General features: G+C 70.5%; 10 protein-coding genes. 9 read left to right on the forward strand and 1 reads right to left on the reverse strand.

The window, feature by feature from the left end; all coding sequences use genetic code 11:
• The first annotated feature begins 10 nt into the window (after nucleotides 1–10).
• From AAHM41_RS18870 to AAHM41_RS18905, 8 genes are all read left to right on the forward strand, one after another.
• Nucleotides 11–748, forward strand: a complete 738-nt coding sequence (locus AAHM41_RS18870) for an RlmE family RNA methyltransferase (protein ID WP_342238113.1) — start codon at nucleotides 11–13, stop codon at nucleotides 746–748.
• A gap of 66 nt (nucleotides 749–814) precedes the next feature.
• Entirely contained in the window at nucleotides 815–2,275 is a 1,461-nt protein-coding gene (gene guaB / locus AAHM41_RS18875) for an IMP dehydrogenase (RefSeq protein WP_342238114.1), read from the forward strand.
• Nucleotides 2,276–2,369: 94 nt separating this feature from the next.
• The gene (locus AAHM41_RS18880; RefSeq protein ID WP_342238115.1) at nucleotides 2,370–4,403 is read left to right on the forward strand and encodes a prolyl oligopeptidase family serine peptidase; all 2,034 of its coding nucleotides are present in this window, start codon (nucleotides 2,370–2,372) and stop codon (nucleotides 4,401–4,403) included.
• 3 nt (nucleotides 4,404–4,406) lie between these two features.
• Nucleotides 4,407–5,639 carry a flavin monoamine oxidase family protein gene (locus tag AAHM41_RS18885; RefSeq protein WP_342238116.1) on the forward strand — a complete coding sequence of 411 codons (1,233 nt, stop codon included), beginning with the start codon at nucleotides 4,407–4,409 and terminating at the stop codon, nucleotides 5,637–5,639.
• A gap of 86 nt (nucleotides 5,640–5,725) precedes the next feature.
• Nucleotides 5,726–6,094: a hypothetical protein gene (locus AAHM41_RS18890; protein WP_342238117.1), complete on the forward strand. Its 369-nt coding sequence runs from the start codon at nucleotides 5,726–5,728 to the stop codon at nucleotides 6,092–6,094.
• Nucleotides 6,094–6,672 (forward strand): NUDIX domain-containing protein, encoded by a 579-nt coding sequence (locus tag AAHM41_RS18895; protein WP_342238118.1) that lies wholly within the window; start codon nucleotides 6,094–6,096, stop codon nucleotides 6,670–6,672. Before AAHM41_RS18890 ends, AAHM41_RS18895 begins: the two co-directional genes overlap by 1 nt.
• Nucleotides 6,673–6,674: 2 nt before the next feature.
• The gene (locus AAHM41_RS18900) at nucleotides 6,675–7,589 is read left to right on the forward strand and encodes a LysR family transcriptional regulator (RefSeq protein WP_342238119.1); all 915 of its coding nucleotides are present in this window, start codon (nucleotides 6,675–6,677) and stop codon (nucleotides 7,587–7,589) included.
• A gap of 140 nt (nucleotides 7,590–7,729) precedes the next feature.
• The gene (locus AAHM41_RS18905) at nucleotides 7,730–9,439 is read left to right on the forward strand and encodes an amidohydrolase family protein (RefSeq protein WP_342238120.1); all 1,710 of its coding nucleotides are present in this window, start codon (nucleotides 7,730–7,732) and stop codon (nucleotides 9,437–9,439) included.
• Between the two features lie 3 nt (nucleotides 9,440–9,442).
• Here AAHM41_RS18905 and AAHM41_RS18910 read toward each other — a convergent pair whose 3' ends face one another.
• A complete protein-coding gene (locus AAHM41_RS18910; RefSeq protein WP_342238121.1) occupies nucleotides 9,443–11,773 on the reverse strand; it encodes a xanthine dehydrogenase family protein molybdopterin-binding subunit in 2,331 nt (776 codons plus the stop codon).
• A 214-nt stretch (nucleotides 11,774–11,987) separates the two neighbouring features.
• Here AAHM41_RS18910 and secG point away from each other — a divergent pair.
• Nucleotides 11,988–12,315, forward strand: a 328-nt coding sequence (gene secG / locus AAHM41_RS18915; RefSeq protein ID WP_342238122.1) for a preprotein translocase subunit SecG, incomplete at its 3' end; no start/stop codon positions are given.

The following is a 12,315-nucleotide window of genomic DNA, read 5'->3' on the forward strand; positions in this document are numbered from 1 at the left end:
TCCGAGTGAAATGAAGACACCGAAGAAGCCGGGCGCCGCAAGGGCGGGGGGGCCGAGCGGCCGCGGCAGCCGCGGCTTGGCCGTGCGCGTGAAGACCGCCAAGCAGCGGACCCTGTCCTCGACCCGATGGCTCGAGCGCCAGCTCAACGATCCCTATGTCGCCGAGGCGAAGCGCCTGGGCTACCGCTCGCGCGCCGCGTTCAAGCTGGTGCAGCTCGACGACAAGCTGAAGCTGCTGCGCCGCGGCATGCGGGTGGTCGATCTCGGCTGCGCCCCCGGCGGCTGGGTCCAGGTGGCGCTGGAGCGGGTCGGGCCGCAGGGCAAGGTGGTCGGCATCGACTATCTCGGCATGGACCCGGTGCCGGGCGCGACCATCCTGGAAATGGACTTCCTCGATCCGCAGGCGCCGGCTCGGCTCAAGCAGGCCCTGGCCGGCCCGGCCGACATCGTGCTCAGCGACATGGCGGCGCCGACCGTCGGCCACACCGCGACCGATCATCTGCGCATCATGGCGCTGGCCGAGACCGCCGCCGATTTCGCCCTCGACGTGCTGGTGCCGGGCGGCGCCTTCATCACCAAGCTGTTCCAGGGCGGGGCGGAGAAGGATCTGCTCGACATCCTGAAGCGCAACTTCGCCAAGGTCCGCCACGCCAAGCCGGCGGCCAGCCGTCAGGACAGCTCCGAGGTCTATGTCGTGGCCACCGACTTCAAGGGCCGAGATCTACGAGACGCAACGCAGGCCCCCTAGATCTGCGCTTCACAACGGCCGGAGGGGGGTTATATTGCGGCGCTTCCAAGCTCTGGGAGCCCCCACATGCAGTTCCGCGACGCCCTGACCTTCGATGACGTTCTGCTGGTCCCGCAGGCCTCGTCGATCCTGCCCGCCGAAGCGGACACGCGGACCCGCCTGACCAAGCGCATCGAGCTCGGCATCCCGCTGCTCTCCGCCGCCATGGACACGGTGACCGAGGCGCCGCTGGCGATCGCCATGGCCCAGGCCGGCGGCATCGGCGTGATCCACCGCAACCTCGACATCGAGCGCCAGGCCGAGGAAGTGCGCAAGGTCAAGCGCTTCGAGAGCGGCATGGTGGTGAACCCGATCACCATCGGCCCCGACGCCAGCATGGCCGAGGCGCTGGCGCTGATGGACCGGCACGGCATCTCCGGCTTCCCGGTGGTGGAGAAGAGCGGCAAGCTGGTCGGCATCCTGACCAACCGCGACGTCCGCTTCGCCACCAACCCGACCCAGCCGGTGCGCGAGCTGATGACCAAGGACAATCTGGTCACGGTGCGCGAGGGCGTCGGCAAGGACGAGGCCAAGCGCCTGCTGCACCAGAACCGGATCGAGAAGCTGCTGGTGGTCGACCAGGACTACCGCTGCATCGGGCTGGTCACGGTCAAGGACATCGTCAAGGCGCAGCTGCACCCGAACGCCTGTAAGGACGAGCAGGGGCGGCTGCGCGTCGCCGCCGCCACCGGCACCGGCGACAAGGGCATCTCGCGCGCCGAGGCGCTGTTCGACGCCGGGGTCGACGTGCTGGTGCTGGACACCGCACACGGCCATTCCGAGGGCGTGCTGAAGAGCGTCGAGCGGGCGCGGCGCCTGACCAACTCGACCCAGCTGGTGGCCGGCAACGTCGCCACCGGAGACGCCGCCAAGGCGCTGATCGACGCCGGGGCGGATGCGGTCAAGGTCGGCATCGGCCCGGGCTCGATCTGCACCACCCGCATGGTCGCAGGCGTCGGCGTGCCGCAGCTGACCGCGGTGATGGACTGCGTCGAGGTCTGCCGCAAGGCCGGCATCCCGGTGATCTCCGACGGCGGCATCAAATATTCCGGCGACCTGGCCAAGGCCATTGCCGCCGGCGCCGACGTGGTGATGCTGGGCTCGCTGTTCGCCGGCACCGACGAGGCGCCGGGCGAGGTGATTCTGTACCAGGGCCGCTCCTACAAGAGCTATCGTGGCATGGGCTCGCTCGGCGCCATGGCACGCGGCTCGGCCGACCGCTACTTCCAGCAGGAGGTGTCGGACACGCTGAAGCTGGTGCCGGAGGGCGTCGAGGGCCGGGTGCCGTACAAGGGCCCGATCGCCAATGTCGTCCACCAGCTGGTCGGCGGGCTGAAGGCGGCGATGGGCTACACCGGCAGCCGCACCATCGCCGACCTGCACCAGCGGGCGGAGTTCGTGCGCATCACCAATGCCGGCCTGCGCGAGAGCCATGTCCACGACATCACCGTGACCCACGAGGCCCCGAACTACCGTCCGGGGCTGTAAGGGGCGTTTCCGTCGCAGCCTCGCCCGTAACGCTGGCCCGATCCGGTGGCCGTGCCTATTCTGGCCGGCCACGGATTCAACCGGCACGGGCACCATGGACGCTTCCGACGATCCCTTCCTGTGGCTCGAGGACATCGACGGCACGAAGGCCCTCGACTGGGTCCGGGCGCGCAACGCCGAGAGCACCGGCCGCTTCGCCGAGACGGCGGCGTTCGAGCGGATGCGCCGGCAGATGCTGGAGATCCTCGATTCCGAGGCCAAGCTGCCCCACGTCGTCCGCCGCGGTGACCGCTACTACAATTTCTGGCGCGACGCGGCCCATCCGCGCGGCCTGTGGCGGCGCACGACGCTGGCCTCGTTCCGCACCGCCGAGCCGGTCTGGGAGGTGCTGCTCGACCTCGACGCCCTGGCCGAGACGGAGGGCGAGAACTGGGTCTGGCACGGCTCCGACGTGCTGGAGCCTGACTACAGGCGCTGCCTGATCGCCCTGTCGCGCGGCGGCGCCGACGCCCATGTCGTCCGCGAGTTCGACTTGGAGAGCCGCAGCTTCGTCACCGACGGCTTCGTCCTGCCCGAGGCGAAGAGCCGCTTCGGCTGGAAGGATTCCGATTCGATCTATGTCGGCACCGATTTCGGGCCGGGGTCGCTGACCCGCTCCGGCTATCCGCGGATCTCCAAGCTGTGGCGGCGCGGCCAGGCGCTGGATGCGGCGACGGCCGTCTATGAGGGGCAGGAGGACGACCTCGCGGTCGACGCCTTCCACGACCGCTTCCCCGGCTTCGAGCGCGATTTCGTCGCCCGGCGGATCGACTTCTACACCAGCGAGCTGTTCCTGCTGGGCGATGACGGCGCCCTGACCCTGATCGACGTGCCGCGCGACGCCGAGGCCGGCACCCATGGCCCGTGGCTGCTGGTGTCGCCGCGGACGGACTGGACCGTCGGCGGCAACACCTATCCCGGCGGCGCGCTGCTGGCCGCCCGGTTCGACGACTGGATCGCCGGGAAGCGCGATCTCGCTGTGCTGTTCGAGCCGAGCGAGACCACGGCGCTGTCGAGCTATTCCGGCACCCGCAACCACCTGGTCCTGCAGATCCTCGACGATGTGAAGAGCCGGGTGGAGGTGCTGACGCCGGGCGAGGGTGGCTGGCAGCGCGGGACCCTGGAGGGCCTGCCCGAGGCCGCCACCATCGCCTATGTCGCCACCACCCCGCACCAGGACGACGAGATCCTGGTGCTGGCCTCAGGCTTCCTCGAGCCGGACACGCTGTATCGCGGCACGGCCGGCGAGACCGGCTTCGAATCGCTGAAGCAGGCGCCGTCCTTCTTCGACGCCTCGCCCTATGCGGTGGAGCAGCATTTCGTCGCCTCGGCCGACGGCACCCGGGTGCCCTATTTCGTGGTGGCGCGGAAAGATTCTCCGTGCGACGGCAGCGCTCCGACCCTGCTGACCGGCTATGGCGGCTTCGAGGTGCCGCTGCTGCCGCACTACATCCCGGGCGAGGGGCGGCTGTGGCTCGACCGTGGCGGCGTCTATGCCGTGGCCAACATCCGCGGCGGCGGCGAATACGGGCCGCGCTGGCACCAGGCGGCGCTGCGCGAGAATCGGCCGCGCGCCTATGAGGATTTCGCCGCGGTGGCGCGCGACCTGGTCGCCCGCGGCATCACCTCCGTCCCCCGTCTCGGCATCGAGGGCGGCAGCAATGGTGGCCTCCTGGTCGGCAACATGCTGACGACGTATCCGGAGCTGTTCGGCGCCATCGTCTGCGCCGTGCCGCTGCTCGACATGAAGCGCTACACCAAGCTCCTGGCCGGCGCCTCCTGGGCCGCGGAATACGGGGACCCGGACAAGCCGGAGGATTGGGCGTTCCTGCAGAGCTTCTCGCCCTATCAGAACCTGCGGCAGGACGCGGCGTACCCGCCGGTGCTGTTCCTGACCTCGACCCGCGACGACCGGGTCCATCCCGGCCATGCCCGCAAGATGGCGGCCCGGATGATCTCCATGGGCCGGGACGTCCTCTACTACGAGAACATCGAGGGCGGCCACGGCGCCGCCGCCAACAACGCCCAGACCGCCTTCAACCAGGCTCTGATCCATGCGTTCCTGTGGGAGAGGTTGGGCGGGCGATAGGTCATGCCGGACATCGTCATCGTCGGGGCGGGCGCGGCCGGGCTGGCGGTGGCGCGGCGCCTTCAAAGCCTCGGGGTTTCCTTCGTCGTGCTAGAGGCGCGGTCGCGGATCGGCGGCCGCGCCTTCACCGACACCAGGACGTTGGGCGCGCCGGTCGATCTCGGCGGCCACTGGCTGCATTCCCCGGCGCTGAACCCGCTGACACCGCTGGCGGAGCGCTACGGCATCCGGGTCGACCGGTCGCCCGGGCCGACCCGGCTGGCGATCGATGGCCGCCTGCTGTCGGGGGCCGAGCTGGAAGTGGCCGATGCCGGCATCGCCGACGGCTTTGCCCGGATCGCCGCCGCCCGGGATGATGGCGCCGTGTCCGAGTTGGTCCGGGAAGGCGGGCTGTTCGAGGCCGCGTTCCTGGCGAAGCAGGGCGTGCCGCCGGCCGGATGCTCGAGCATCGACTTCGCGCGTTATGTCTGGGAGGGCGACGACTGGCCGGTCCTGGACGGGCTGGGCGCCCTGGTTGCGCGCCACGCCCGGTCCGTGCTGGTGGAGCTGGACACCCCCGTAACTCGGATCGCCTGGCACAGCCGGGAGCGTGTCGCGGTCGAGACGCCGCGCGGCACGGTCGAGGCCCGGGCGGTGATCGTCACCGTGCCGACCGGTGTCCTCGCCGGCGATGACCTGCGCTTCGACCCGCCGCTGCCGGGCTGGAAGCGGCAGGCGGTCGCCGACCTGCCGATGGGCAGTTGCAACAAGCTGTCGCTCGGCCTTGCCGGCAACCCGTTCGGCGACATCGCCGGGCCGGTCCTGATGGCGGACTCCGGCCGGTCGGTCGAGTTCCTTCTGCGCGAGGACGGCCGCGACGTCGTCACGATGATGGTCAATGGGCCCTTCGCCAAGGATCTGGCCGCCGCGGGCGCGCCGGCGATGATCGACTATGCGGTGGGTCGGCTGTCCGCTCTGTTCGGCTCCGGCATCCGCTCGGCCCTGACCGGCCGCCACGTCCTGGCCGACTGGGACCATGACCCCTGGGCGGTGGGCTGCTACGCCGTCGCCCGTCCGGGCGCGGCGGCGGCGCGCGGGGCGTTGGCCCGGCCGGTCGAGGAGCGCCTGTTCTTCGCCGGCGAGGCTGTGCACGACCGCTACATGGGCGACGTGCACGGCGCCTATCTCAGCGGCGAGGCAGCGGCCGACGACGCGGCCCGCGCCATCTTCGGGAGAAATGCAGCCCATCGTTCCTGAATGACGGGCGTTCAGGCTTGTCGGGCTGCCACGGCTCGCCAGCCCTCCGATCATGCCGCCGCAACAACACCCCTTGCGGAGGCACCTTGGCATCCCCTCTGATGATCCTGGTCGCGGGCCCGTACCGTTCGGGCACCGGCGACGATCCCGGCCGGATCGCGGCCAATATGCGGGCCATGAACGAGGCCGCGCTGAGCCTGTTCCGGGCCGGCCACCTGCCGGTCACCGGCGAGGCCCTGGCCCTGCCGCTGGTCGAGACCGCCGGTTCCATCGGCCTCGGCGACGCTGTCTTCGACGAGATCTTCCACCCGATCGGCGAGCGCGTGGCACGGCGCTGCGACGCCTGCCTGCGCATCGGCGGCCCCTCCGTCGGCGCCGAGGCGATGGTGGCGATCTTCAGCCAAGCCGGGCGGCCGGTCTACCGCAGCCTGGCCGAGGTGCCAGGATGCGCGTGATGCAGGACCGGATCCGGATCCAATCGGTCGAGACCCTGTCCGACGACTGGTACGTGCTGAAGAAGACCACCTTCGACTACCGGCGCCAGGACGGCAGCTGGCAGACCCTCAGCCGCGAGACCTATGACCGCGGCAACGGCGCGGCGATCCTGCTCTACGACCCGGCGCGCGGCCGGGTGCTGCTGACCCGGCAGTTCCGCTTCCCGGCCTATGTCAACGGTCATCCGGAGCCGCTGATCGAGGCCTGCGCCGGCCTGCTCGACGACCGCGACCCCGAGACCGCGATCCGCCAGGAGGCGGAGGAGGAGACGGGCTATCGGGTGGCGGCGCCGCGCCGGGTGTTCGAGGCCTTCATGAGCCCGGGGTCGGTGACCGAGCGGCTGGTCTTCTTCGTCGCCGAATACACCCCGGCGGACCGGGCCGCGGACGGCGGCGGGGTGGCGGCCGAGGGCGAGGACATCGAGATCCTGGAGCCGACCCTGGCCGAGGCGCTGGCCATGGTCGGGCGTGGCGAGATCATGGACGGCAAGACCATTCTCCTGCTGCAATACGCCCAGCTGCACCGACTCTTAGGCTGAGCGTGACCACGGGCGAGCCGAACTGGGACGACATCCGCATCTTCCTCGCCGTCGCCCGGGCCGGCAGCCTGACCGAGGCCGCGCGGCGCCTCCGGTTGAGCCAGCCGACCATCGGCCGGCACCTGCGATCGCTGGAGGATCTGGCCGGCGCCCGGCTGTTCGACCGGCTGCCGAACCGGCTGGAGCTGACCGCGCGGGGCCGGGCGCTGCTGCAGGCCGCCAGCGGCATGGAGGAGGGGGCAGGCGCGCTGTTGCGGCAACTGCACCAGGCCGCCACGGCCGAGCCCGAGCCGGTGCGGGTGTCCGCCACCAGCTCGGTCTCGCTGTTCCTGACCGCCCATCTGCAGGCGCTGCTGGCCGAGAGCGACCAGCCGATCGCGATCGGCACTTCGCGTGAGCGGGCCAACCTCGCCCGGCGCGAAGCCGACATCGCGCTGCGCATGCGCCGGGTGCCGGAGGAGGGCGATCTGGCGGCCCGCCGGATCGGCCGCATCGGCTTCGCCCTCTATGCCGCGCGCGCCTATATCGAGCCGCGCGGCCTGGCCGGCGACGGCAGCCTCGCCGGCCTCGACTTCATCGGCCTGCCGGAGCCGGAGCGGACGCCGTCGCAATCCGCCTGGCTCGACGGCGTGGCCGTCCAGGGCGTGATGCGCTGCCGGCTGGGCGAGGTGTATCTGCGCCACCGGGCGGCGGCCGACGGGCTCGGCGTGGCGCTGCTGCCCTGCTTCCTGGGCGATGCCGACGACCGGCTGCTGCGCCTCGGCGATCCGGTGCCGGAGCTGGCCGAGGACGTCTATCTGATGCTGCATGGCGACCTGCGCCGCGACGCCGCCGTCCGCGCCGTGGCCGATGCCCTGGCCGCCCTGTTCCGGCGACGGCGCCGCGCCCTCTCAGGGGAGGGCGCCGCTCTCCTCTAGGCCGCTTTCGTCCCGTCTCGATTCGCTATACCTTTGTAAGGTTCGTGCCTGAAACTGCCCCTGAATAGCCAAATATTTCATCTCTACTGATGCTCTGAATTCGATCCTTTGCGCATTTCGATCAAGGATTTGGAGGGCTCATGACCGCGGCCTCTCGACCCGGATTGCACCGGCGGGACGCGCTTCTCGGAATCGGCAGCGCGGCGCTGCTGGCCTCGCTCGGATGCCGGCGGCTGGATCCGGTGGAAAGGCTGCCGGTGATTCCGGACACGGCCTATGCCATCGACGTCCATTGCCATGTCTTCAACGCCCGGGACCTGCCGATCGCCAGCTTCGTGCTCGACGTGGTGCTGGAGGGCAAGCCGCTCAGCGGGCTGCCGCTGGTGCCGCTGGTGACCCTGGTGTCGCTGGTCATGAATCGCAGCGCCTGGTCGCCGCAACGGGAGCTTCGGGAACTCGAACGCGGGCGGACACCTGCCGACGACGATTTGATCCAGGCGGATATCGAGAGGGCAGCGGCGGAGCTCCTGGCCAACACGCGGGAGGCCGCGGCCTTTCGCCAGAAGGCGGTCGAACTGCTGTCCGGAGACGGCGCGAGGCTGGCGACCGCCGAGTCTCTGGGCGATGGAGATGTCAGGCTGCTGGACCTGCTGGCGCGGCGCGACCCGAGCCGCGCGGCGCGCCCCGAGGGGCTGCCGTTGCGGGATCGGGCAGGGGCGCTGCCGGCGGATGCGGCGCGGGGCGTCACCGCCGTCGAGGACGAGGTCACCGGCGTGTTCCGCCTCGCCAAGCTGGTGACCCGCCCGCGGACCGAGCTGCTGCGGCGCCTGATCACCCTGCCGGCGCGGAACGACGGCGACGTGGCGCTCCTGGTCCCGGCCCTGATCGACTACAGCAAGTGGCTGAACGAGGAGAGCAGCTCGCTGCGCGACCAGATCGACGTCATGTCCGCGATCGCGCGTCGGCCGGGTCCCTATGCGGTCCATCCCTATGTGCCGTTCTGCCCCTGGCGGCAGATGGAGGAGCCCGGCCACCTGGCGATGGTCAAGGATGCCGTCGGGCAGCGCGGCTTCATCGGCGTGAAGCTGTACCCGGTCATGGGCTTCCTGCCTTACGGCAACGCCGAGGCCAATCCTGACGCCTATCCGCCGCGGCTCCGTCAGACCGGGCCGGACTGGGCGGCCCGGCTCGATCAGGGCCTGGCCGCGCTCTACGACTGGTGCATCGCCGAGGACGTGCCGGTGATGGCGCATTGCTCCTACAGCCAGTTTCCCAACCCGGCGGCGGGCAAGTGCGGCTCGCCGGAGGCCTGGCGGCCGGTGCTCGACAGATGGCCCGGGCTGCGCCTGAACCTCGGCCATTTCGGCGGCTTCTGGAACCTTGCCGAGGGCGAGCCCAATGGCTGGACCGGGACGATCATCGGGATGATGAAGACCTATCCCACCCTCTATGCCGATCTGAGCGACTTCGACGCGGTGGCGGAGCAGACGGCCGACCAGAAGACGACCAATGAGGCGGTGCTGCGGGCGCTGAACGCCGTTCTGGACCTCCAGGGCGGCCCGGCCCGGTCCCGCCTGATGTACGGGACCGATTGGGTGATGCTGTCGCGAGCCCCCGGCACCGAGGACTATTACGAGGGGATGCGGACCGGCCTGACGAGCCGGCTCCACATGAGCGCCACTCAGGCGGCCGGCTTCATGGGGATGAACGCCGCCCGGTTCCTCGGCATCGCGCTCGAGAACGGCGGCAAGCCCAAGAGCCGGCAGCGCCTCGAGGCCTTCCACGCCCGGCACGGCGGCGTCCCGGCGAGCTTCTGGACCCGCTGGGACGGCGCCGCTGCTTTTGCCTGACGGCTACTCCGCCGCCTGGCGCTGCTGGCGGCTGTGGATGATCTGCCACAGCTTCTGCGGCGTCGCCGGCATGTCGACATGCTCGACCCCGAGCGGCGACAGCGCGTCGACGATGGCGTTGATGATCGACGGCGGCGCGCCGATCGCCCCGGCCTCGCCGGCGCCCTTCACGCCGAGCGGGTTCGTGGTGCAAGGGATCTCGTTGTACTTGAAGGTGACGAAGGGCAGGTCGACCGCCCGCGGCATGGCGTAGTCCATGAACGAGCCGGACAGCAGCTGGCCGCTGTCGGGGTCGAACACCGCATGCTCCAGCAGCGCCTGGCCGAGCCCCTGGGCGATGCCGCCATGGACCTGGCCGGTCACCATCAGCGGGTTCAGCACCCGGCCGAAATCGTCAACCACGGTGTAGCGCAGGATCTCCAGCGACCCGGTGTCGCCATCGATCTCCAGCTCGACGATATGGGCGCCGTTCGGGAAGGTGGCCGAGGGCGGGGCGAAGCTGCCGCGCTCCTCGAACACGATCTCGGTGTCGGCGGCCGTCTCGGTCTGGGCGGCGATCTCGGCCAGGGTCAGCGCCTTATCGGTGCCGACCACGGTGAAGCGGCCGTCGACGAGGGCGATGTCGACCGCCGCCGTCTCCAGCAGGTCCGCGGCCCGCAGCTTGGCCTTGTCCTGGACCTTCAGCGAGCCGTCGCGGATCGCGGCGCCGCCGACCGGGATGGAGCGCGAGCCGCCGGTGCCGTTGCCGGTGCGCACCAGGTCGGTGTCGCCCTGGACGATGGTGACCTGGTCGGGCTCGACGCCGAGATGCTCGGCGATGATCTGCTTGTAGGCGGTCTCGTGGCCCTGGCCGTTGGTCTGGGTGCCGACATAGACCGTGACCTTGCCGTCGCGGGCGACCCGGACATCGGCGGCCTCGTCCTCGCCGCCGGCGCAAGCCTCGACATAGGTGGCGATGCCGAGCCCGCGATACTTGCCCTTGGCGGCCGACTCGCGCCGGCGCGCCTCGAAGCCGGCGACATCGGCGATCTGCGCCGCCTCCTCGAGGTTGCGGGTGAACTCGCCGCTGTCATAGGTCACGCCGGTGACCGTGGCATAGGGCATCGCCGAGGGCGGGATGAAGTTGCGCCGCCGCAGCTCGACCGGGTCGATGCCCAGCACCCGCGACGCGTGGTCGACGATGCGCTCGACGTTGAAGGCCGCCTCCGGCCGCCCGGCGCCGCGATAGGCGTCGACCGGTTGGGTGTTGGTGAACACGCCGCGCACCCGCTCATAGACGCCCTGCAGCGTGTACAGGCCGTTCAGCATCTGGGCGCCGCCGGCCATGGTCGGGATGAACGGCGCGAAGTTCGACAGATAGGCGCCCATATTGGCGATCAGGTCGACGCGCAGCGCCAGGAAGCGGGCGTCCTTGTCGACCGCCAGCTCGACCGTGGTGACGTTGTCGCGGCCATGGTCGTCGCTGATGAAGGCCTCGGTCCGCTCCGACGTCCACTTCACCGGCCGGCCGAACTTGCGCGCGGCGTACAGCGTCGCCGGGTACTCCGGATACATGAACAGCTTCATGCCGAAGCCGCCGCCGACATCGGTGCTGCGGACCAGGAACCGGTCCGGCGGCAGCTTGAAGATGTCGTTCGCCAGCATGTCGCGCAGCATGTGCACGCCCTGGCAGGAGACGTAGAGCACGAAGCGGCCGTCGGTGGCATCCCAGTCGGCGTGGCAGCAGCGCGGCTCCATCGGCGAGGCGACGACCCGGTTGTTGACCAGGTCGACCTTCACGATCCGGTCGGCCTGGGCGAACAGCGAATCGACCTTGTCCTTCTCGCCGAACTCCCAGTCGAAGCACAGGTTGGTCGGCGCGGCGTCCCAGATCGCCGGGCCTTCGAGCGTGCCGACGAGGTCGGTCGCCGACGGCAGCGAATCATAGTCGACCTCGATCGCCTCGGCGGCGTCCTTGGCCTGCTCGATGGTCTCGGCCACCACCAGCGCCACCGCCTCGCCGACATGCCGCACCCGCCTGCGCGCCAGGATCGGCCGCGGCGGCAGCACCTGGTCCGACCCGTCGCGATTCTTCACCGGGGCATAGCATTTCAGGTCGGCGATCCCGTCAGCGTCGAGATCGGCGATGGTGACGATGCCGATCACGCCCGGCATGGCCGCGGCGGCCGTGGTGTCGATGCCGCGGATCTCGGCATGGGCGAAGGGCGACCGCAGGAACCAGGCCTGCGCCTGGCCCGGCGCGGAGACATCGTCGGTGTAGCGGCCGCCGCCCTTCAACAGGCGGGGGTCCTCGCTGCGGCGCATGGGCTGGCCGATGCCGAACTTCGTCGCCACGATGTTGCTCCTCCCGGGATCTGAATCGGTTTAGGATCGGCCGTGGCGCCGCGGGCGTCAATGCCATGTCGGACAATAGCCGCGCCGGCGGTGCAGGGCAGAGTCCTGCACAGGCGCAGCGAGGGGCTGGTATTGGGGGCTGGTCTTCGCTACATAAGCGCCATCGCCGGCTGCTGGGCGCAGCCGGCCGTTTTCGTTTGCCGACAGGTGTCCAGTGCAGCAGGTCTTGCTCGTCATCCATGTCCTGATCGCCGTCTCCCTGATCGGGGTGATCCTGATCCAGCGCAGCGAGGGCGGTGGCCTGGGCATCGGCGGCGGTGGCGGCGGCGGCGGGCTGGTCTCGATCCGCGGCCAGGCCAACCTGCTGACCCGGGTCACCGCCGGCCTGGCGGGGGCCTTCATGGTGACCAGCATCGTCCTGGCGATCATGGCCGGTGCCCACCGTGCCGGCTCGGCGATCGTCAACGAGGTGCCGCCGGCGCCGGCGCAGAGCGCACCGGCCAGCACCGCGCCGGCCGGACCGTCGGTTCCGACGACCGAAT

The organism is Inquilinus sp. OTU3971 (assembly GCF_038440215.1).